This is a genomic window from Paractinoplanes globisporus DSM 43857 (assembly GCF_000379645.1).
In the GTDB taxonomy this organism is placed as follows: domain Bacteria; phylum Actinomycetota; class Actinomycetes; order Mycobacteriales; family Micromonosporaceae; genus Actinoplanes; species Actinoplanes globisporus.
The window spans coordinates 91,874-112,107 of record NZ_KB903302.1 but is presented as its reverse complement, the minus strand read 5'-3'; the positions used below and the strand labels follow the sequence as shown (position 1 = coordinate 112,107).

At 69.8% G+C, this 20,234-nt stretch carries 25 protein-coding genes; 13 read left to right on the top strand and 12 right to left on the bottom strand.

The features are described 5' to 3' along the window. The first annotated feature begins 71 nt into the window (after positions 1–71). From A3CQ_RS0116825 to A3CQ_RS0116815, 3 genes are read left to right on the top strand one after another with little or no spacing between them, the layout of a single operon-like run. Positions 72–515 (top strand): NUDIX hydrolase, encoded by a 444-nt coding sequence (locus A3CQ_RS0116825; RefSeq protein ID WP_084699119.1) that lies wholly within the window; start codon positions 72–74, stop codon positions 513–515. Next, positions 515–1,351: a nucleotidyltransferase family protein gene (locus A3CQ_RS0116820; RefSeq protein ID WP_085944319.1), complete on the top strand. Its 837-nt coding sequence runs from the start codon at positions 515–517 to the stop codon at positions 1,349–1,351. Before A3CQ_RS0116825 ends, A3CQ_RS0116820 begins: the two co-directional genes overlap by 1 nt. Positions 1,352–1,408: 57 nt before the next feature. Continuing rightward, positions 1,409–1,696, top strand: a complete 288-nt coding sequence (locus tag A3CQ_RS0116815; RefSeq protein WP_020512110.1) for an Lrp/AsnC family transcriptional regulator — start codon at positions 1,409–1,411, stop codon at positions 1,694–1,696. Positions 1,697–1,754: 58 nt separating this feature from the next. Here A3CQ_RS0116815 and qcrB read toward each other — a convergent pair whose 3' ends face one another. From qcrB to ctaE, 4 genes are read right to left on the bottom strand one after another with little or no spacing between them, the layout of a single operon-like run. Then, on the bottom strand, positions 1,755–3,374 hold the full coding sequence (qcrB, locus tag A3CQ_RS0116810; protein ID WP_020512109.1) for a cytochrome bc1 complex cytochrome b subunit: 1,620 nt from the start codon (positions 3,372–3,374) through the stop codon (positions 1,755–1,757). Continuing rightward, positions 3,371–4,465 carry a cytochrome bc1 complex Rieske iron-sulfur subunit gene (gene qcrA, locus A3CQ_RS0116805; RefSeq protein ID WP_020512108.1) on the bottom strand — a complete coding sequence of 365 codons (1,095 nt, stop codon included), beginning with the start codon at positions 4,463–4,465 and terminating at the stop codon, positions 3,371–3,373. The genes qcrB and qcrA overlap by 4 nt, the downstream gene beginning before the upstream one ends. Next, a complete protein-coding gene (qcrC, locus tag A3CQ_RS0116800; RefSeq protein ID WP_026205776.1) occupies positions 4,462–5,334 on the bottom strand; it encodes a cytochrome bc1 complex diheme cytochrome c subunit in 873 nt (290 codons plus the stop codon). Before qcrC ends, qcrA begins: the two co-directional genes overlap by 4 nt. A gap of 49 nt (positions 5,335–5,383) precedes the next feature. Further along, positions 5,384–5,983 (bottom strand): aa3-type cytochrome oxidase subunit III, encoded by a 600-nt coding sequence (gene ctaE, locus A3CQ_RS0116795; protein ID WP_020512106.1) that lies wholly within the window; start codon positions 5,981–5,983, stop codon positions 5,384–5,386. A 106-nt stretch (positions 5,984–6,089) separates the two neighbouring features. On the opposite strand from ctaE, the gene A3CQ_RS0116790 reads away from it, so the two are divergent. The 4 genes from A3CQ_RS0116790 (at position 6,090) to A3CQ_RS0116775 (ending at position 8,969) form a co-directional block, all read left to right on the top strand. Continuing rightward, on the top strand, positions 6,090–7,049 hold the full coding sequence (locus A3CQ_RS0116790; protein WP_020512105.1) for a cytochrome c oxidase assembly protein: 960 nt from the start codon (positions 6,090–6,092) through the stop codon (positions 7,047–7,049). A gap of 49 nt (positions 7,050–7,098) precedes the next feature. Continuing rightward, the gene (locus A3CQ_RS0116785; RefSeq protein WP_020512104.1) at positions 7,099–7,548 is read left to right on the top strand and encodes a hypothetical protein; all 450 of its coding nucleotides are present in this window, start codon (positions 7,099–7,101) and stop codon (positions 7,546–7,548) included. A gap of 36 nt (positions 7,549–7,584) precedes the next feature. Then, positions 7,585–8,643 (top strand): anthranilate phosphoribosyltransferase, encoded by a 1,059-nt coding sequence (gene trpD, locus A3CQ_RS0116780; protein WP_020512103.1) that lies wholly within the window; start codon positions 7,585–7,587, stop codon positions 8,641–8,643. A gap of 116 nt (positions 8,644–8,759) precedes the next feature. Continuing rightward, complete coding sequence (locus A3CQ_RS0116775; protein WP_020512102.1) at positions 8,760–8,969, top strand: hypothetical protein; 210 nt, start codon at positions 8,760–8,762, stop codon at positions 8,967–8,969. Positions 8,970–9,011: 42 nt separating this feature from the next. Here the strand turns inward: A3CQ_RS0116775 and A3CQ_RS0116770 are convergent, their stop codons facing one another. Both A3CQ_RS0116770 and ctaC read right to left on the bottom strand, forming a co-directional pair. Beyond that, positions 9,012–9,437 carry a cytochrome c oxidase subunit 4 gene (locus A3CQ_RS0116770; protein WP_020512101.1) on the bottom strand — a complete coding sequence of 142 codons (426 nt, stop codon included), beginning with the start codon at positions 9,435–9,437 and terminating at the stop codon, positions 9,012–9,014. A 10-nt stretch (positions 9,438–9,447) separates the two neighbouring features. Further along, positions 9,448–10,383 (bottom strand): aa3-type cytochrome oxidase subunit II, encoded by a 936-nt coding sequence (ctaC, locus tag A3CQ_RS0116765; protein WP_026205775.1) that lies wholly within the window; start codon positions 10,381–10,383, stop codon positions 9,448–9,450. A 207-nt stretch (positions 10,384–10,590) separates the two neighbouring features. On the opposite strand from ctaC, the gene A3CQ_RS0116760 reads away from it, so the two are divergent. Both A3CQ_RS0116760 and A3CQ_RS0116755 read left to right on the top strand, forming a co-directional pair. Continuing rightward, positions 10,591–11,697, top strand: coding sequence for a cysteine desulfurase family protein (locus A3CQ_RS0116760; protein WP_026205774.1), 1,107 nt, complete (start codon positions 10,591–10,593; stop codon positions 11,695–11,697). Continuing rightward, positions 11,694–11,906, top strand: coding sequence for a sulfurtransferase TusA family protein (locus tag A3CQ_RS0116755; RefSeq protein ID WP_020512098.1), 213 nt, complete (start codon positions 11,694–11,696; stop codon positions 11,904–11,906). The genes A3CQ_RS0116760 and A3CQ_RS0116755 overlap by 4 nt, the downstream gene beginning before the upstream one ends. Here A3CQ_RS0116755 and A3CQ_RS0116750 read toward each other — a convergent pair. From A3CQ_RS0116750 to A3CQ_RS0116735, 4 genes are all read right to left on the bottom strand, one after another. After that, complete coding sequence (locus tag A3CQ_RS0116750) at positions 11,899–12,399, bottom strand: P-loop nucleotide/nucleoside kinase family protein (RefSeq protein WP_020512097.1); 501 nt, start codon at positions 12,397–12,399, stop codon at positions 11,899–11,901. The two genes, A3CQ_RS0116755 and A3CQ_RS0116750, sit on opposite strands and share 8 nt — an antisense overlap. Positions 12,400–12,404: 5 nt before the next feature. Then, positions 12,405–13,382, bottom strand: a complete 978-nt coding sequence (locus A3CQ_RS0116745) for a carbohydrate kinase family protein (RefSeq protein WP_020512096.1) — start codon at positions 13,380–13,382, stop codon at positions 12,405–12,407. Between the two features lie 123 nt (positions 13,383–13,505). Further along, a complete protein-coding gene (erpA, locus tag A3CQ_RS0116740) occupies positions 13,506–13,874 on the bottom strand; it encodes an iron-sulfur cluster insertion protein ErpA (protein ID WP_020512095.1) in 369 nt (122 codons plus the stop codon). 89 nt (positions 13,875–13,963) lie between these two features. Continuing rightward, positions 13,964–15,067 carry a glycerate kinase family protein gene (locus tag A3CQ_RS0116735; RefSeq protein ID WP_020512094.1) on the bottom strand — a complete coding sequence of 368 codons (1,104 nt, stop codon included), beginning with the start codon at positions 15,065–15,067 and terminating at the stop codon, positions 13,964–13,966. 56 nt (positions 15,068–15,123) lie between these two features. Here A3CQ_RS0116735 and nadA point away from each other — a divergent pair, with 56 nt between their 5' ends. From nadA to A3CQ_RS0116720, 3 genes are all read left to right on the top strand, one after another. After that, complete coding sequence (gene nadA / locus A3CQ_RS0116730) at positions 15,124–16,287, top strand: quinolinate synthase NadA (protein WP_020512093.1); 1,164 nt, start codon at positions 15,124–15,126, stop codon at positions 16,285–16,287. Positions 16,288–16,497: 210 nt separating this feature from the next. Then, complete coding sequence (murA, locus tag A3CQ_RS0116725) at positions 16,498–17,853, top strand: UDP-N-acetylglucosamine 1-carboxyvinyltransferase (RefSeq protein WP_020512092.1); 1,356 nt, start codon at positions 16,498–16,500, stop codon at positions 17,851–17,853. A 59-nt stretch (positions 17,854–17,912) separates the two neighbouring features. After that, positions 17,913–18,530, top strand: a complete 618-nt coding sequence (locus A3CQ_RS0116720) for a DUF3043 domain-containing protein (protein WP_020512091.1) — start codon at positions 17,913–17,915, stop codon at positions 18,528–18,530. A 68-nt stretch (positions 18,531–18,598) separates the two neighbouring features. Here the strand turns inward: A3CQ_RS0116720 and A3CQ_RS0116715 are convergent, their stop codons facing one another. Beyond that, the gene (locus tag A3CQ_RS0116715; RefSeq protein ID WP_020512090.1) at positions 18,599–18,907 is read right to left on the bottom strand and encodes an AzlD domain-containing protein; all 309 of its coding nucleotides are present in this window, start codon (positions 18,905–18,907) and stop codon (positions 18,599–18,601) included. Continuing rightward, positions 18,901–19,596, bottom strand: a complete 696-nt coding sequence (locus A3CQ_RS53145; protein WP_040432501.1) for an AzlC family ABC transporter permease — start codon at positions 19,594–19,596, stop codon at positions 18,901–18,903. Before A3CQ_RS53145 ends, A3CQ_RS0116715 begins: the two co-directional genes overlap by 7 nt. 66 nt (positions 19,597–19,662) lie before the next feature. On the opposite strand from A3CQ_RS53145, the gene A3CQ_RS0116705 reads away from it, so the two are divergent. Next, positions 19,663–20,229, top strand: coding sequence for a helix-turn-helix domain-containing protein (locus A3CQ_RS0116705; RefSeq protein WP_020512088.1), 567 nt, complete (start codon positions 19,663–19,665; stop codon positions 20,227–20,229). Positions 20,230–20,234: the final 5 nt, after the last annotated feature.

Here is a 20,234-nt window from a genome sequence, read left to right as displayed (position 1 = left end):
TTGCCTACGTGAAATTCCCTCGGCGAGTGCGCGGCCTGGCGTACACCACGTTCTACGGTCTGCCACTGCCCATGCGCCGCACGTTGGCCAAGATCGTCGCTCCCCGTTACGTGGTGGGCGCGGTCACCGTCCTGCGCGACTCGGAGGCGGCCGAGGGCGAGGACCGCCTGCTGCTGCTCCGCCAGCCGCACCGGGGCGGTTGGGGCCTGCCCGCCGGCCTGCTGAAAAAGCGCGAACAGCCGGTGGTGGGCGCGGCGCGCGAGCTCTTCGAGGAGACCGGCGTCCGGGTCGACCCCGCCGACATGACCGCCGGCTCGCCGAACGCGATCATCCACGTGGTCGGCGTGGTCGACACGGTCTTCTTCGCCTCGGTGCCGGCCGCCACGACGCCGCTGCGGGTGGACGGCGCCGAGGTGCTCGAGGCCCGCTGGTTCCCGGTCGCCGACCTCCCCCACCTCAGCGCCAACACGGCGTACCTCCTGGGCCGCTACGGCATCGGCCCTCAGGCGAAATGATCGGAATGCCGGATATATGCGCCGTTGTCCTGGCGGCGGGTGAGGGCCGGCGCCTCCGACCCCTCACCGAGAGCCTCCCCAAGGCCCTCTGCCCGGTCGGCAACGTCCCCCTGCTCGATCGCGCCCTGAGCCGGGTGGCCGCGCTCGGACTCGACGCGGCCGTCAACGCCGCCTACCTCGCCGACCAGGTACGTGACCACGTCGGCGCCCGCGCCCACCTCTCCGTGGAGCCCGACGGCCCGCTCGGCACCTCCGGCGGCGTCGCCCGCCTGAGGTCCTGGATCGACGGTCGCGGCGTCCTCATCGGCAACGCCGACGCCTACCTCGCCGACCCGCACCAGTCCCCGGGCAAGGACATCGCGGCCATGCTGGACGGCTGGACCGGCACGACGGTCCGTATGCTCACCAAGCCGTGCCGCCCCGGCGAGACGGGCGGCTTCAGCGGCCGTCGCTTCGCCGGCTTCTCCCTGCTGCCCTGGCGCTACGTCCGCGAGCTGGACGAGCACGACCACGGCAGTCTGGTCCGCACCGTCTGGCGCCCCGCCGAGGCCGCCGGCGAGCTCGAGCTCATCGGCTACGACGGCCTCTACATCGACACCGGCACCCCGGCCGACTACTTGAGAGCCAATCTGCACGCCGCCAACGGCCGGACCCTGATCGACCCCACCGCCGAGATCACCGGACGCGTCAGCGACTGCGTGATCGGCCCGCACGCCCGTGTCCGGGGAGACGCCACCCGCGTCGTGGTCTGGCCGCACGCCGAGATCCTCCCCGGCGAGCACCTCGTCGACGCGATCCGCGCACCCGGCGGCCTGACCGTCCAGGTCACAGCCTGACCGCGCGCCGATAGCATGGTCGCGACCGTTCCGCTCTCATCGCCGAGGAGCCGCCAGGTGAACACCGCGATCGTGCACATCGACTGCGCCACCGACTCGATCCCCGAGGTCGCCGAGGCGCTGGCCGCTCTGGACGGCGTCAGCGAGGTCTACTCGGTGGCCGGCAACGTCGACCTGATCGCCATCGTCCGAGTCCCGCACTTCGACGACATCGCCGAGGTCATTGCCGGCAAGATCTCCAAGACCCCCGGCGTCGTCAACACCGAGTCCCACATCGCCTTCCGCGCCTACTCCAAGCACGACCTCGAGGACGCCTTCGCCATCGGCCTCCCCGACGCCGACTGAGACACCGTAAGCACGAGAAAAGGGGCCCCCGAGGGAGCCCCTTTTCTCGTCAGTGAACTCAGCGGCCGGAGGTGATCTCCTCGCGCTCTTCCGCGGCGGTCACCGGAGGCATACCGGGCGAGACCGGCGCCTCGGCGGGCTTCTCGACCGGGAAGAAGAAGCCCTTGATCGCGGGAGCCAGGGCGCCCACGCGGTTCATCTTCTTCGGGACGACCCAGCCGCCGTACTCGAGCGGGATGGGGTGTCCGTGGTCGTCGACCGGGCCGAGCGGCTGGTGGACCTCGATGAACTGGCCGTTCGGGAGGCGGCGGATGATGCCGGTCTCCACGCCGTGCGCCAGCACTTGGCGGTCGTGCTGCTGGAGGCCCAGACAGATGCGGACCGAGATGAAGTAGGCCAGCGGCGGCCCGATGAGCAGCCCGATCCGGCCGGCCCAGGTCATCGCGTTCAGGCTGATGTGGAACTTGTCGGCGATCACGTCGTTACCGCCGGACAGGGTCGCCACGATGAAGAACGTGAAGGCCATCGCGCCGATGCCGGTGCGCTCGGGGTTGTCCCGCGGGCGCTGCAGCAGGTTGTGGATCGACTTGTCCTTGGTACGGCGTGCCTCGATCCACGGATAGAACATCGGGATCGTGGTGAGCGCGCCGAGGCCGACCACCGCGGGCCAGAACAGCGGCGGAATGCTGTACCCCTCGCCGATGGGGATGTAGATCTGCCAGTTCGGCATGAGACGGACCAGGCCGTCCATGAACATGACGTACCAGTCGGGCTGCGAGGCCGACGAGACCTCGGAGGCACGGTACGGACCGAACAGCCAGATCGGGTTGATCTGGAACAGGCCCGCCATCAGCGCCACGGTGCCGAAGACGGCCATGAAGAAGCCGCCCTGCTTGAGCGCGTACCGCGGGAACATGCGCTCGCCGACCACGTTGGTGTTCGTCCGCCCCGGGCCGGGCCACTGGGTGTGCTTCTGCACGAAGACCAGGCCCACATGGATGCTGATCAAGGCGAGCAGAGCGGCCGGGATGAGCAGCACGTGGGCGATGTAGAACCGCCCGATGATCAGGTGGCCCGGGAACTCGCCGCCGAAGATCGACGCCGAGATCCAGGTGCCGGCGACCGGGATCGACAGCATGATCGCCGAGGCGATGCGCAGGCCGGTGCCGGAGAGGCCGTCGTCGGGAAGCGAGTACCCGGTGAAGCCGGCCAGGAAGCCGAGCAGGAACAGCAGGACGCCGATCGCCCAGTTCGCCTCGCGCGGCTTGCGGAACGCGCCGGTGAAGAAGATGCGGGCCATGTGCACGACGATGGCCGCCACGAACAGCAGCGCCGCCCAGTGGTGCATCTGCCGCAGGAACAGGCCGCCGCGCACCTCGAACGACAGGCGCAGGGTCGACTCGTACGCCGCCGACATGGGCACGCCGCGCAGGGCCGGGTAGGCGCCGTCGTAGACGACCTCCTTCATCGACGGGTCGAAGAAGAGGGTCAGGAACGTGCCGGTCAGCAGCAGGATGATGAACGAGAAGAGCGCGATCTCACCGAGCAGGAAAGACCAGTGGTCGGGGAAGACCTTGTTGAGCAGCCCGCGCAGCGGGGTGGCCGCCTTGTAGCGCTCGTCGACGCCCTTGGCGAACGTGACGGGCGCCTGCGCGAGGTCGACTTTCCGGCGTTTCATGGCCGCTCCCAAAAATCGGGTCCGACGGTGTCCTTGTAGTCGCGAACTGCCACGAAGAACCCTTCGTCGTCCACGGTAAGCGGCAACATGGGCAGTCGGCGAGTGGCGGGCCCGAAAATGGGCTGCGCGTTACGCGTAATCAGGAACTGCGACTGGTGGCACGGGCAGAGCAGACGGTTGGTCTGCTGCTCGTACAGGCTCGCCGGGCAGCCGGCGTGCGTGCAGATCTTCGAGTAGGCGACGTAGTCGCCCCACATCGAGTCCTTGTTGCGCGGGTCGGCGTTGGCGTTCGCCCGGGTGAGCGCCGCGTCGTCGGGCCGCAGGTGGATGAGCAGGGTCGGCGAGTCGGCCCACTCGTTGGTGGCGCCGCCGGGGATGCCGGGGAACACCGTCATCTGCCCGCCGGTGCTGACGTCGTCGGGACGGATCGGGGAGCCGTCCTCGCGGGTCAGCCGCACCGGCTTGCCGCCGTTGTGCGCCGGGTTGTACCCGGTCGAGAACATGAACGGCGGGTCGTCCTTGTGCGGGTTCTCGATCAGGCCGCCGATCAGCGGCGCCGCGACGGCCAGGCCGAGCGGCGCGAGACCGACCGCGATGGCGCCCTTGAGCAGCGGCCGGCGCTGCACGCCCTGTCCGAGCTCCTCGCCCACGAAAAGCATGGTCTGGCCGGTGATGGTCTGCTGCTCGGCGGGCGAGCCGCCGTTGTGCCGCTGCTGGATCGACACCTCGTGCGGCAGCAGTTTCTTGGCCCAGGCGAGGATCGCGAAGCCGATGCCGAACAGCGCGATCGCCAGCGAGATGCCCAGCAGCGGCGTGTAGTAGTCGCTCAGCGTGTCGCCGAGCTCGAACTCCCACGGCCACCAGATGTAGAAGCCGAGGAAGGCCAGGCCGGCGGCACCGGCCAGGAGGAACAGCAGGGCGATGTTGCGCGCGACGCGCTTCTCGGCCTTGGAGTCCGTGCCGTGGAACTGCGACTCGTACGTGACGATCTCGATCTCGTCGCGCCGGGCGCCTTCCTTGACGATGTCGAATCGCGTCAGGCGCGGGTCGCTGACGTCGACCGGTTCCGTCTCGTCGTGCATGGTCGTCATGACTTCCCCGCAATCCACAGCGTCGTGAAGACCAGGATCGTGATGCCCACACCGAAGATGACGAGACCCTCGGTCACCGGGCCGTAGCGCCCGAGGTTGAACAGGCCACCCGGGTCCCTGTCCTGCTGCAGCTGCACCGTGATGTACGTGATGATCTGGCGCTTCTGCTCGGGCGTGAGCTCGTTGTCCCCGAAGACCGGCATGTTCTGCGGGCCGGTCAGCATGGCCGCGTAGATGTGCTCGGGGGAGACGTCGTGCAGGCCCGGCGCGTACTTGCCTGAGGAGAGAGCACCGCCCCCGCCGCCGTAGCCGTGGCAGGAGGTGCAGTTCACGCGGAACAGCTCACCGCCGCGGGCCAGGGCCTCGGGGTTCTGGTTGAGGTCCTCCGTGTAGACGCCGTCCTTGGGCAGCTCGGGGCCTCCACCGAGCTCCTGGATGTACTGACCCAGTTGCCTGGTCTGCGTCTTGTCGAAGGCCGGCTTCTTCTCCTCGGCCTGCGCCTCCTGGCGGGTCATCGGCATGCGGCCGGTGCCCACCTGGAACTCCACCGAGGCGGAGCCGACGCCGATCAGGCTCGGACCCCGGCCCTGCACGCCCTGCGCGTCGCGCCCGTGGCAGGTGATGCAGCTGTTGTCGAACAGCTGCTTGCCCTCTTGCGCGGTCGCGGAGAGTGGCACGTTGTCCTCGGCGAAGGCGCCGGGAGCGAACGCGGTGTACACGCCGCCGGCGAGCGCGAGCGCGGCGAGCATGCGCACCGCCGCGCCGAGACGCCGGCGCGCCCGGCTCGGCACGCCGCGGCGCCGGGTGAACACACCCCTACCGAGCCTGCTCAACCGGGGCCTCCGCCCGGCGGGGGATCCTGAAGTCATCAGCTGTGTCCCTCTGGTTTTTGACCTGAAACTCATGGACGGACGCGGGTCACTGAAGCCAATAGATCATGGCGTACAGCGCGATCCACACGATGTCCACGAAGTGCCAGTAGTACGACACGACGATCGCCGACGTCGCCTGCGCCGGGGTGAACCGGCCCATGGTCGTACGGATCATGTAGACGATGAAGGCGATCAAACCACCGGTGACGTGCAGGCCGTGGAAGCCGGTCGTCAGGTAGAACATCGAGCCGTAGCCGTCCTTGTTCAGCGCGACGCCCTCGTGGACCAGGTTGCGGTACTCGTTCGCCTGGCCGAGCACGAAGATCAAACCCATCACGAAGGTGATGGTGAACCAGCGCCGCAGCCCGTAGACATCGCCCTTCTCCGCCGCGAAGACGCCGAGCTGGCAGGTCACCGAGGAGAGTACGAGGATCACCGTGAAGGTGGTCGCGTACGGGATGTTGAGCTCCGGCGTGTGCTCGTCCCACAGGCTGTAGTCCGCCGCTCGGATCGAGAAGTACATGGCGAACAACGCCGCGAAGAACATGAGTTCGCTGGAGAGCCACACGATCGTGCCGACACTGACCATGTTCGGTCGGGTCAGCGAGTGGATCCGGCTCTTGTCGATGGCTGAGGCCGCTGTCACGGGCTCATTATTGCCCCGCGATCAGTCCAACGTGCCGCGGGGGGTGGAATCCGGCACGTGTCGCAGCCCGGGATAACGTGCGCCGACCGGATAGGCCTAGCCTCGAGTGGTGCAGCTAGCCGAAACGCCCACGCCGCTGGCCGCGGGCGGGGATACTGTTCTCCCGCCCTTCACGCCGGCGCGCATCTTCAGCGAGATCCACCTGACCAGCCTGGTCGCCCTGATCCTGTTGGTCTCGGCCGCGCTCTACGGGTACGGCGTCTACCGCCTGATGCAGCGCGGTGATCACTGGCCGATCGGGCGGACGGTCGCGTTCGTCGCCGGTGGACTCGGCTCGATCGCGGCGGTCACGCTGAGCGGCGTCGAGGCGTACGACGACACGCTGCTCTCGGTGCACATGGTCCAGCACATGGTGCTGTCGATGGTCGGACCGATCTTCCTGGCGCTGGGCGCCCCGGTGACGCTCGCCCTGCGCACGCTGCACGGCGGCAGCCGCAAGTCGTTGCTGGCGGTGCTGCACAGCCGGGTGGTGCGGGTGCTGACGTTCCCGCTGGTCGCGTTCGCGATCTTCATCGCGAACCCGTTCATCCTCTACTTCACCGGCCTGTACCGCGCGACCCTCGAGCACGCCTGGCTGCACGAGCTCGTCCACGTGCACTTCATCGTCACCGGTTGCCTGTTCTTCTGGCCGTTGCTGGGCCTCGACCCGCTGCCCAACCGCTGGCCGTACCCGGGACGCGCGCTGCTGATGGTGCTGTCCGTGCCGTTCCACACAGTCCTCGGGCTGACCATCATGCAGAGCAAGACGCTGCTGGCCGGCGACTACTACCCGAGCCTGCACCTGACCTGGGCGAACCCGTGGGACGACCAGGTCACGGCGGGCGGCATCCTGTGGGCCGGCGGCGAGATCATCAGCGTCACGATGCTGGGCATCCTGATCATGCAGTGGATCAAGCAGTCCGAACGGGAGGCCCGCCGGATCGACCGCGCCCTGGACCGCGCCGAGGCCGAAGAGGCAGCTCGGGCGGCGGCGATCAAGATCACAAACCCGCCAGACGGCCGGTAATCACATTCGGTACGATCAGCGAGCACCTACGACGAACCCGGGGCTATTCATGACCGACGCACAGGCGACTCCGCAGCCGGATCTCTACACGGTCCTGCTCTACAGCGACGACCCCGCGGTCCGCGACCGGATCCGGCTCGCCATCGGCACTCGCCCCGCGGCCGATCTCGCGGTCGAGTTCGTCGACGCCTCCACCTGGGAAGAGTGCCGCATCCTCCTGGACAAGTACGAGATCGACCTGATGGTCCTCGACGGCGAGGCGGCCCCGGCAGGCGGCCTGGGCATCGCCCGCCAGACCAAGGACGAGTACGCGACTCCCCCGCCCGTCTGCGTCGTGATCGCCCGCGCCGCCGACCGCTGGCTCGCGGCGTACGCGCAGGTCGACCAGACCCTGACCTACCCGCTCGACCCGGTCACCACGGGCCAGACGATCGCCGCGATGCTGCGCGCCCGCCGCGCCGGCGCGATCCCGCTGGGCACGCTGGGCCACCTGGGCTGACCGACCCCCTCTTCCAATCCCCCCGGAGGCCCCGCCATGGGCGCACGCACCTGGCCGAACCTGACTAGCGCCCTGCTGCGCGGCGAGGAGCTGGAGACCGCCGACACCGCCTGGGCGATGGGCGAGATCATGGCGGGCAACGCCACGCCGGTCCAGATCGCCGGGTTCGCGATGGCGTTGCGCGCCAAGGGCGAGACCCCGGGCGAGCTGGCCGGCCTGGTCGAGGCCATGCTGGCCAACGCCACCCTGGTCGAGCTGCCGGAAAAGGTGCGCACCAACGCGGTCGACGTGGTCGGGACCGGCGGCGACCGGGCCAACACGGTGAACATCTCCACGATGGCCGCGATCATCACGGCCGCCGCCGGGGTCACCGTGGTCAAGCACGGCAACCGCTCGGCCTCCTCCACGACCGGCACGGCCGACCTGCTCGAGCACTTCGGCATCCCGCTCGACCTGGGCCCGCAGGGCGTGTCCCAGACGGTCGCCGACGCCGGGATCGGCTTCTGCTTCGCGGCCCGTTACCACCCCGGCATGCGGCACGCCGCGGTCACCCGGCGCGAGCTGGGCGTCCCCACGTTCTTCAACGTGCTCGGCCCGCTGACCAACCCGGCCCGCCCGACGGCGGCCATGGTCGGCTGCTTCGACCAGCGGATGGCGCCGGTGATGGCCGCCGTCTTCGCCGGCCGCGGCGACTCGGCTCTCGTGGTGCGCGGCGAGGACGGCCTCGACGAGTTCACCACGGCCGCGCCGACCCGGCTGTGGATCGCCCGCTCCGGCGCCGTCGAGGAGCTCGTGGTCGACTCGGTCGAGCTCGGCCTGCCCCGCAGCCAGCCGGCCGATCTCCGGGGCGACAACGTGGAGTTCAACGCCCAGGTGGCCCATCGGGTGTTCGCCGGCGAGCCCGGCCCGGTGCGCGACGCCGTGGTGCTCAACGTCGCGGCCGCCCTCGCCGCGCACGCCGGCTTCCCCGGCGACTTCAGGGACACGCTGCGGGCCGGAATAGCCCGGGCCCAGGAGACGATCGACTCCGGCGCCGCGACGGCTCAGCTGGCCCGCTGGGTGGAGTCGGCGCAGGCCGCCAAGGCCGCGGAGTAGCGAAAATCGGGCGGGACACGCCGCCGACAATGCTCCGTGATGCCGGCGTTCCGTGGCAGCGTCTGAAGGACATTCGGGAAATCCGCACGGTCCGGCGACGAGCGAAGGAGCCACCCGTGTCCGAACGAGAACTGCGCTGTGTCATCTGCGACGGCGACATGATGTTCGAGGTGCCGCCCTGCACGGACGGCCACGACGACTGCCCCGAGCTGGTCTGCACCCGCTGCGGCGCCGCCGAGGTGGTCGCGCCCATCGTCGTCCACCTCTGGTGGAAGCCCCAGGGCCCCCGCCGCTGGACGGCCCCGCAACAGCGCCGCGCCGCATAGCAAAAAGGCCCGCGACCGCGGGCCTTTTTGACAAGAACAGATCTAGTGCTCGGCGGTGTGGCGGGTGCCCGAGTAGTACTCGAAGATCATCGCGCTGGCGGCGAAGATCACCATGATCAGACCGGCGCCGATCAGCCACCACATCCAGAACACGAGGCCCAGGCCGGCCACCGTGGCCGCCAGGGCGATGCCGAACGGCCAGTAGCTGCCCGGGCTGAAGAAGCCGATCTCGCCGGCGCCCTCGGCGATCTCGCCGTCCTCCCGGTCTTCCGGGCGGGGCTCGATGCGCCGCGAGACGAACATGAAGAACGTCGCGCACATCGTGCAGAGCAGGCCGGACAGGATCAGCGCGACGACGCCGATCCACTCCGTCTGGCCGGTCGCGCCGTGGGTCCAGAAGCCGTACAGGGTGGCGGCGCAGAACAGGAAGACGGCCACCCCGCCGAAGATCTTGTATTCGGTCTTCACGTCGCGTCCCTTACTTTCCCGAAGCCACGGCGTCGTGCTGGTTCCAGCTGTTCGCCTGGCGACGCGTGTTCAGCGGCTCGGTGGTCACGGCGTACGCGTCCTTGCCGGTGAAGCCGATCGCCTCCATCGCCTCCTGGGTGGAGGCGCCGGCCTTCTTCGCGGTGAGGAACTGGTCGAACTTCTCCGGGGAGACCACGACCATCTCGAACTGCATGAAGGCGTGGTACGTGCCGCAGAGCTCGGCGCACCGGCCGACGTAGCGGCCCTCCTTGTCGAGGGTCACCTCGAAGACGTTGCGCACGTTGCCGGGGAAGACGTCCCGCTTGAACAGCATCTCCGGCACCCAGAACGAGTGGATGACGTCCTTCGAGGTCTCCTCGAAGCGGATCTTCTCTCCGGTGGGGAGGACGAGCAGCGGGATGACGTCGGCCGAGCCGATGGTCGAGGCGACCGTGTTGGCGTCCTTGCCCATGCCGTCGCGGTAGTCGAACTCCCACTGCCACTTGAACGCCGTGATCTGAACGATCTGGTCGGGGTTCTTGGAGAGCTTGTCCACGTCGGTCTGCACGATCGCGGTGTAGTAGAACAGCACCGCGACCACGAGGATCGGCGTGACCGTGTAGAGGACCTCCATGGGCATGTTGAACCGGGTCTGCACGGGCAGCTCGTCGCCGCGCTTGCGGTACCGGATGATGCACCAGAAGATCAGGCCCCACACGAAGATGCCGACGACCAGGGCCGCGATCACCGCCGCGATCCACAGGTCGTACATCTTGTGGGCCTGGAGGCTCACGCCGCTACTGGGCCAGCCGAAGTTGCCGAACGCGCTCCCGAAGCTCTCCAACGAGCAACCGGATAGCAGGAACAGCAGCCCCGCGCCGCCGAGACCGAGCCCGGCGATCCGGACTGCCCCTCGCCTCCGTGCGGCCGAACTCTTTGCGCCCACCTGCTTCTGCCTCCCTTAGCAGCGTCGCCCCAGCCCGAAAACGGACACGGGCGGCAAGGCGTCACCGACGGTCGCACATTACTCGACCAGGCCCTACCGTCCGGTTCCGGGGGTCGGATCTTCAACGCCTGCGGAACCCCTCAACAAACGGACGATACCGTTCGCAGGGTGGAATACACGGGCGTTCCCGCCGGAGCGGCGGCCTACATGGACGCGGCCACCGCCGTACCGCTGCATCCGGTCGCGGCCGAGGCGCTGGTCGCCGCGCTGGCCGACGGCTGGGCGGACCCGTCGAGGCTCTATTCCGCGAGCCGGCGGGCCCAGCAGCTGAGTGACGCGGCCACGGCCGTTTTCGCCGAGACATTGGGCGTACGCCCCGACGAGGTGTCACTGTGGTCGTCCGGCACGCAGGCAGTGCAGGCCGCCGTGCTCGGTGGACTCGCCGGCCGCCGCCGTCAGGGCGACACGCTGGTCCACTCGGCCATCGAGCATTCGGCCGTCCTGCACGCCGCCCAAAAAGGTCAGAGCATGCAGGTGGGAGTCGACCGCCTCGGCCGGCTCGACCTGGCCGCCTGGGACGCGGCCGTCTCCGCCCCGGGAGTCGCACTGGCCAGCCTGATCAGCGCCAGTCACGAGGCCGGGACCGTGCAGCCGGTCGCGGCCGCCTCCGACTACTGCGCCGAGGCCGGCGTCCCGCTGTTCGTCGATGCGGCCCAGTCCATCGGCCACCACCCGGTGCCCCCGGGCTGGTCGATGTTGAGCGCGAGCGCGCACAAGTGGGGCGGCCCGCCGGGCGTGGGCGTGCTGGTGGTGCGCAAGGGTGTGCGGTGGATCTCACCGTACCCGCAAGATGATCTTTATCGTCCCGGCGCGACGGGCGCCCTCGACCTGCCCGCCGTCGTGGCCGCGGCGGCGAGCCTGCGAGCCGTTCTCGCCGAGGCCGGGGCCGAGGCGGCGCGGCTGAGCGCGCTGGTCGACCGGATCCGCGACCGGGTTCCCGCGACCGTGCCCGACGTCGAGGTGGTGGGCGACCCGGTCGACCGGCTGCCGCACCTGGTCACCTTCTCCTGCCTCTACGTGGACGGCGAGGCGCTGCTGCACGCGCTGGACCGGGAGGGCTTCGCGGTGTCGTCCGGCTCGTCGTGCACGGCGTCGACGCTGCGGCCGAGCCACGTGCTGGAGGCGATGGGCGTGCTCAGCCACGGCAACGTGCGGGTCTCGCTGCACCGCGGCACGACCGCCGAGGAAGTGGACCGCTTCCTGACCGTCCTGCCGGGCCTGGTCGAGAAGATCAGGAAAGAGGCGGGGATGTGATCACGCTCGACTGCCTCGGCCGGAAATGCCCGCTGCCCGTGATCGAGCTGGCGAAGAACATCCGGAATGTCGGGGTCGGCGAGGTCGTCCGCGTGCTCGCCGACGACCCGGCCGCCGCCAACGACATCCCGGCCTGGTGCCGCATGAAAGATCAGGAATACCTCGGCTCGCCGGAAAAAGACGCCTTCGACGTACGCCGGGTCAGCTGAGGTACTCCACGACCGGCCCGACCGGCTCCTTGGCCAGGAACGTGTCGACGACCAGGCGCGGGCCCAGGTACGGCTCGTACTCCTTCTGCCGTTCCAGCACCCGTACCCAGTCCGGGATCCCGTCGTGGTCGCGGGACTCGTAGCGGGCCTCGACCCGCCGCCGGTGCTCGGCGTCGTCGCCGCACACCACCTCGACCACCCGCAGCGGCACCTTCATCCGCTCGGAGAGCTCGACCCACAGCTGGCGCGCCGCCTTCACCGGGTTGACCGCGTCGATGATCACGTGGTGGCCGATGTGCAGCTGCAGCTCGGCCAGCGCGGCGACGACACCGTACGCGGCATAGCCCGGCCGCGTCTCGGTGACCTCGTAGCGCTGCAACGTGAAGTCGACGGTGTCGACGGCGAGCACGGCCGCGGGCAGCTCGGCGGCCACCCGCGCGGCAAGCGTGCTCTTCCCGACCCCCGGCAACCCGGCGAAGACGGCGAGGACCATCGGGATCAGGCGGGCAGGAAGGGCTTGACCTCGGCGGCGGCCTCATAACCGTACGAGTCGGCGAGCCGCTTGGCGAAGTCCTCGGTGCGGACGTCGTACTCCTGGGGGCCGACCGACTCGAGAACGAGCGCCGCCACCAGCGAACCCACCTGCGCGGCCCGCTCGAGGCCGAGCCCCCACGAGACGGCCGCGAAGAAGCCGGCCCGGAAGCCGTCGCCGACGCCGGTCGGGTCCTCGGGGATGACATCGCGGGCGACCGGCACGTGGATGCGCTCGATGTCGCGGCCGGTGATCTCCACGCCGTCCTTGCCGAGCGTGGTCACCCGGATCTTGACGTGCTCGAGGACCTGGTCGCTGGTGAGACCGGCCTTGGTCTCCAGCAGGGAGCGCTCGTAGTCGTTGGTCAGCAGGTATTCCGCGCCGCTGATCAGGGTCAGCGCGTCGCTGCCGTCCATGCGGGCGAGCTGCTGCGACGGGTCGGCCGCGAACTTGAAGCCGCGGGCCCGGCACTCCTGGGAGTGGCGGATCATGGCGGCCGGGTCGTTGGCGCTGATCAGCACGAGGTCGAGGCCGCCGGCCCGCTTGTCGACCGGGTCGAGCTCGATGTTGCGCGCCTCGGACATCGCGCCCGCGTAGAACGAGGCGATCTGGTTGAGGTCGTCGTCGGTGGTGCAGACGAAACGGGCCGTGTGCGCGACCTCGCTGATGTGCACCGAGTCGCAGTCGACGCCGTGCCGCTCGAGCCAGGAGCGGTAGTCGGCGAAGTCGGCGCCCACCGCCCCGACCAGGATCGGGCTGAGGCCGAGCTTGCCCATGCCGAACGCGATGTTGCTGGCCACCCCGCCGCGGCGGACCACCAGGTCGTCCACCAGGAACGAGAGGGAGACCTTGTGCAGCTGGTCGGCGATGAGCTGGTCGGCGAACCGGCCGGGGAAATGCATCAGATGGTCGGTTGCGATCGAGCCGGTAACGGCGATCTTCATGTCGGCCCTCGAGGTCGGGGAACAGGGGGCGGGCTTACCAACGCAGCCTACCGGCACGTTACGCGACGCAGGCCGTCCCGTTAACGGGACGGCCTGCGGAGGTTTCCAGCTGTTAGGGCGATGTCAGTGGAACGAGTCGCCGCACGCGCACGAGTTCTGCGCGTTCGGGTTGTCGATCGTGAAGCCCTGCGCGTCGATGCGGTCGGCGAAGTCGATGGTGGCACCCGCCAGGTACGGCGAGCTCATCCGGTCGACGACCACCTCGACACCGCCGAAGTCGCTGACGATGTCACCGTCGAGCGAGCGCTCGTCGAAGAAGAGCTGGTAGCGCAGGCCGGAGCAGCCACCGGGCTGAACGGCGATACGCAGGCGCAGGTCGTCGCGCCCTTCCTGCTCGATCAGGGCCTTGACCTTCACCGCGGCGACGTCGGTAAGGATGACGCCGGTGGGCGCGCTGGCCTCGGTCGACTGGGTGTGCGCTTCAGTGGTCACTGCGTTTCTCCCTGCAGGGTGCGGACTTCTGCCGTACTGCCCAACGCTAGCCCTGTTTCCGCTGATTCCCAATCCGGGTGGCCCACCTCTCACCGGCTCCACTGCTGAGAAAGACGCTCGGCGAGTTCGCGCAGGCCACGGGCGGGCTCGCTGAGGGCAGTTTCTTCCGACCCGAAATGCTCGGTGAGCGACAGGGTCTCGGTGACGCCGGCGCTGGCCGCCTCACGGTAGCCGGTTTCGTTCCGTCCGCAGACCACCACGCAGGGCAGGCCCCGGTCACGGGCGCCGTTGGCGATGCCGGCCACCACCTTGCCGCGCAGCGACTGGTGGTCGAACGAGCCCTCCCCGGTGATCACCAGGTCGGCGGTGTCCAGCTCCTTCTCCAGCCCGATCAGCGTGGTGACCAGGCCGATGCCGGAGGTGACCCGGGCGCCGAGGGCGATCAGCGCTGCCCCGATGCCGCCGGCCGCGCCGCCGCCGGGCGCCACCTCGAGGTCGGTCACGCCGAAAGCCCGCTCGAGCACGCCCGCGAACTGCTCGAGCGCGGCGTCGAGCCGGAAGACGTCCTCCTCGGTGGCGCCCTTCTGCGGGCCGTAGACCTTGCTGGCGCCGTGCAGGCCGGTCAGCGGGTTGTCGACGTCGGTCGCGGCGACCAGGCGGGCCTGGCGCAGGCGCGGCTCACCGCCGAGCGCGACGGCCGAGCTCAGGTAGGCGCCGCCGTACGGGAGGGCGTAGCCGGCCACGTCGACCGGGGCGGCGCCGAGCGCGGCCAGCATGCCCGCGCCGCCGTCGTTCACGGCCGAGCCGCCCAGCCCGATGACCAGCTCGCTCGCACCGGCCTCGACCGCGGCCATCATGAGCAGTCCCAGCCCGTACGACGTCGTGGTGTTGGGGTCTCGTTCTTCCTTGGTCAAAAGGTGCAGGCCACAGGCCTGTGCGCTCTCGATGTACGCCGTCGCGCCGACGATGAGGACCTCGCCGCTCGCGGGCCGCCCGAGCGGGTCGACGGTCGGCACCGGCAGCAGATGGCCGTTCAGCGCGGCGGCGAGCACCTCCACGAAACCGGGGCCGCCGTCGGAAAGCGGCCGCTGCACGAGCTCGTCGGCGCCCGTCCAGCCGGTGGCGACGGCGGCGGCGACCTCGGGGGCGGAAAGGGTGCCGGCGAACTTGTCCGGACAGATCAGTACGCGCACGCCTACGAGTGTGGCAGGCCACTGTTCGCCGTCGCGCGCTGTGCGACCATGGCGGCGTGACCTGGAACGAACCCGGTAACACCGCCACCGCGCTGCTGCTTCTCGGCCGTGGCACCGATCCCGCTTCCGAGCGCGGCGTCGACTGCCCCGGCGATCTGCCCGCTCCGAGCGACCCCGACCTGGTCGCCCGGGCCACCGCCGCCAAGGCCGCGCTCGGCGACCGCGTCTTCGTGCTCGGCCACCACTACCAGCGCGACGAGGTCATCCAGTTCGCCGACGTCACCGGCGACTCGTTCAAGCTCGCCCAGCAGGCCGCGGCCCGGCCCGACGCCGAGTTCATCGTGTTCTGCGGCGTGCACTTCATGGCCGAGAGCGCCGACGTCCTGACCACCCCGGCGCAGAAGGTCGTGCTGCCCGACCTGGCCGCCGGCTGCTCGATGGCCGACATGGCCGTGCTCGGCCAGGTGCAGACCGCCTGGGAGCACTTCGAGGACCTCGGCATCGCGGACGACATCGTCCCGGTCACGTACATGAACTCGTCGGCCGACATCAAGGGCTTCGTCGGCCGCAACAAGGGCGTCGTCTGCACCTCGTCGAACGCGAAGCGGGCCCTGACCTGGTCGTTCGAGCACGGCTCCAAGGTGTTCTTCCTGCCCGACCAGCATCTGGGGCGCAACACCGCCGTACTCGAAATGGGCTTTGATCTTGATGATTGTGTTCTTTACGACCCGCACAAGCCGAACGGCGGCCTGACCGACGAGCAGCTGCGCGACGCCCGGATGATCCTGTGGCGGGGGCACTGCTCGGTGCACGGCCGGTTCACGATCGACAGCGTGCGCGAGGTGCGCGAGCGGGTGCCGGGCGTGAACGTGCTGGTCCACCCCGAGTGCCGGCACGACGTGGTGCGTGCCGCCGACTACGTCGGCTCGACCGAGTACATCATCCGGGCCCTGGACGCGGCGCCGTCCGGTTCCGCCTGGGCGGTGGGGACCGAGCTCAATCTCGTACGCCGGATGGCGCTCGCCCACCCGGACAAGCAGATCATGTTCCTCGACCGGACCGTCTGCTACTGCTCGACGATGAACCGGATCGACCTGCCGCACCTGGTGTGGGCGCTCGAGGAACTGGTCGCCGGCCGGGTGCCGAACCAGATCTCCGTCGACGAGGACACGGCACACCACGCGAGGGTCGCTCTCGACCAGATGCTCGCTCTGCCGTAACCCTTAGTAGTGACAAGGGCGCGGTCCGAGTGACCGCGCCTTTATGTTGTCTTAATCATCAGCATTTCACGGCCCTCCAGGCGTTGTGCCGACTTCCCTCCTTGTCACTCAACGCTATGCTTCCCCGGTTGCAGGACGGGTGCCCCCGCCCCGGCCCTGCCCCCTCGAACAATTCGGGCGGCCCCGACCGCCCCCCGGCTGGAGGTTACGTTGACCGACGATGTCCTGGTCGTGCACGGCGGTACGCCACTGCAGGGCCAGATCCGGGTCCGTGGCGCCAAGAACCTCGTCTCCAAGGCGATGGTCGCCGCCCTGCTGGGCGAGACACCGAGCACCTTGTTCGACGTGCCGCGCATCCGCGACGTCGAGGTCGTCCGCGGCCTGCTCGAGCTGCACGGCGTCAAGGTCACCGACGGCGCCGACGACGGCGAGATCGTCATGGACCCGACGAACGTCGAGTCCGCCAGCACCGACGAGATCAACGTGCACGCCGGCTCGAGCCGGATCCCGATCCTGCTGTGCGGGCCGCTGCTGCACCGCCTCGGCCGGGCGTTCATCCCGGACCTCGGTGGCTGCCACATCGGCCCGCGCCCGATCGACTTCCACATCCAGGCGCTGCGCGAGTTCGGCGCGGTCGTCGACAAGGCGCCCGAGGGCATGCACCTGAGCGCGCCGAACGGCCTGCGCGGCGCCAAGCTCGAGCTGCCCTACCCCAGCGTCGGCGCCACCGAGCAGGTGCTGCTCACGGCCGTCCGCGCCGAGGGCGTCACCGAGCTGCGCAACGCCGCCATCGAGCCGGAGATCATGGACCTGATCTGCGTGCTGCAGAAGATGGGCGGCATCATCACGGTGCACACCGACCGGGTCATCGAGATCCAGGGTGTGCCGAGGCTGCACGGGTACGCGCACAAGCCGATCCCCGACCGCATCGAGGCCGCCAGCTGGGCCGCCGCGGCGCTGGCCACCAAGGGCGAGATCGAGGTGCTCGGCGCCCGGCAGGCCGACATGATGACGTTCCTGAACGTCTTCCGCTCGATCGGCGGCGAGTTCCAGATCACCGACGACCGGGTCTCCCGTACGGGCGTGACCGGCGTCGAGGGCGGCATCAAGTTCTGGCACCCGGGCGGCGACCTGCAGCCGGTGGCGCTCGAGACCGACGTGCACCCCGGCTTCATGACCGACTGGCAGCAGCCGCTCGTGGTCGCGCTGACCCAGGCCCGCGGCCTGTCGATCATGCACGAGACCGTGTACGAGCAGCGGCTGGGATACACCGACGCGCTCAACCAGATGGGCGCGACCATCCAGGTCTACCGGGACTGCCTGGGCGGGACGCCGTGCCGCTTCGGCCGCCGCAACTTCAAGCACTCGGCCGTCATCGCCGGGCCGTCCAAGCTGCACGCGGCCGACCTGGTCATCCCCGACCTGCGGGCCGGTTTTGCGCACCTGATCGCGGCGCTGGCCGCCGAGGGCACCTCCCGGGTGTACGGCGTCGACCTGATCAACCGCGGCTACGAGGACTTCGAGAACAAGCTCGCGGCCCTGGGCGCACACGTAGAACGTCTCTGATTCGCAATATTGGGCGGCGCGGTGTGAGAAGCACCGCGCCGTTTGGCTACTCTCCTACCGTGCCCTCGCTTTTTCGCCGCAAGTCAGCCGACGTCACCACTCCCGAACCCGAGGAGGAGGTGACCGACGCCGAGCGCCGGCCCAAGGGCTACACCCCCAGCAAGCGGGAGCTCGGTCAGGTCACGCCCAAGCGGCAGAGCACGGGCCGGCGGGTCAACGCCGAGGCCCCGGCCAACCGCCGCGAGGCCATGAAGCAGATGCGCGAGCGGCAGCGCACCGAGCGGGCCGAGGCCGCCGAGGGCATGCGGGCCGGTGACGAGCGTTACCTGCTGGCCCGTGACCGCGGCGCCGAGCGCAAGCTGGTGCGCGACATCATCGACTCCCGCCGTACGGTCGGCACCTGGTTCTTCGGCGGCGCGCTGATCGTGCTGATCGGCTCGACCGTCCGCGTCGGCGCCATCCAGCTCATCAGCAACCTGCTGTGGGCGCTGCTCGCGGTCGCCGTGATCGTCGACAGTGTGCTGATCGCTCGCAAGATCAAGAAGATGGTCCGGGAGCGCTTCCCCAAGAGCACGCAGCGGATGGGCTCGCTTCAGCTGTACGGCGTGATGCGGGGGCTGACCTTCCGGCGGATGCGCGTGCCGAAGCCGCAGGTCGACCTCGGCGCCAAGATCTGAAGACCTCGGGGCGCTGCCCCAAACCCCGGGTCACTCTGGGCGGCATTCGCCGCCAATCAAACCCTGTACTAGGGGACTCCGGCCAGGCGTAGCAGGGCGGCGGTTGCGGCGGCGGCCAGCACCACGACGACGAACGGGGCCTTGCGCCAGGCCAGGATGCCGCCGACCAGGACGCCGGCCGGGCGGGCGACGCCGGCGAAATCGGTGCCGGCCATCAGTGCGGCCGTGCCGGCCAGGGCGGCTAGCAGGGCGGCGGCGGCCATGGCCAGCACTCGCTGGACGGTGTCGGAAAGCTTCAGGCGGCCTCGCAGCAGCACGCCGCCCAGCCGCATGGCGTAGGTGCCGACCCCGAGCGCGATGATCGCGGCGATCAGCATGTCCGCTCCTTTCGGCGGGAGTGGGGCCGGACCAGCGTCAACAGGCCGGCCAGGGCGCAGATCACCGGCAGGCCGGCGGGGAGAACCGGGGTCAGCAGGACGGCGATCGCGGCGCCGGTCAGCGCGACCTTGCGGGTGGTGCGGTCGCGGAGCGAGGGCATGATCAGGGCGAGGAGAGCGGCCGGGAAGGCGGCATCGAGGCCCAGCGCGTCGGGGTTGCCGGTCGCGCCGCCCAGGAGCACCCCGAGGGCCGTGCCGATGTTCCACGACGTGAACAAGGTTGCCCCGATGATGAGGTAGACCCGGCGACGGCGTACGGGATCGGGCTCGGCCAGGGTGAAGGCCGCGACCTCGTCGGTGAGCACGTGGCTCGCGATCATGCGCTCGCTCAGCCGGGGCCCGAGAGCGTCGCCGACGGCCAGGCCGAACGGCAGGTGGCGGGCGTTGAGCAGCAGCCCGGCGAAGACGGCGGCCAAGGGGTTGCCGGCCGCCAGCAGGCCGACCGCGAGGAACTGCGAGCCGCCCGCGAAGACGACCGTGGACATCAGGAACGGCACCCACACCGGCAGCCCGTACGCGATCGCGATGGCCCCGAACGACGCGCCGACCGCGACCATGGCGGCGGCGATCGTCACCGCGTCGCGCAGCAGGGCCTGATCCGCCCCGCCTGTTCGCTGTAGCGTACGCATGGTTTGAAATACTGAACGATACGAGTAGCGTTCGTCAAATCGAACGACCCGATCGACGGAGCGAACATGCAACAGTCGGCCCCACCGCTCGCCACCATCGCCGCGGCCCTGCGCCGCGAACGCGAGCGGGTCGGCATCTCCCTGGCCGAGCTCGCCCGCCGGGCCGGCCTGGCCAAGTCGACGCTTTCCCAGCTCGAGGCCGGAACCGGCAACCCCAGCATCGAGACGCTCTGGTCGCTCGGGGTGGCGCTCGGGGTGGCGCTCGGCGTGCCGTTCAGCCGCCTGGTCGAGCCGCCCGCCGCCCAGGTGCGGGTGATCCGGGCCGGCGAGGGCCAGCGGCTCGAGGCCGACCAGGCCGACGTGCTGGTCAAGCTGCTCGCGGCCGGCTCGCCGCAGACCCGGCGCGACATCTACCTGATGGAGCTCGAGCCGGGCCAGCCGCGGGAGGCGGCGGCGCACATCCCGGGCAGCGTCGAGCACCTGATCGTCGGGGCCGGCCGGCTGCGGACGGGCCCGGTCGGCGAGGAGGTCGAGCTCGCGCCCGGCGACTACGTGACCTTCCCCGGCGACGTGCCGCACCACTACGAGGCGCTCGAGACGTCCTGGGCCGTCCTCGTCATGGAGCATCGCTGAGTGAC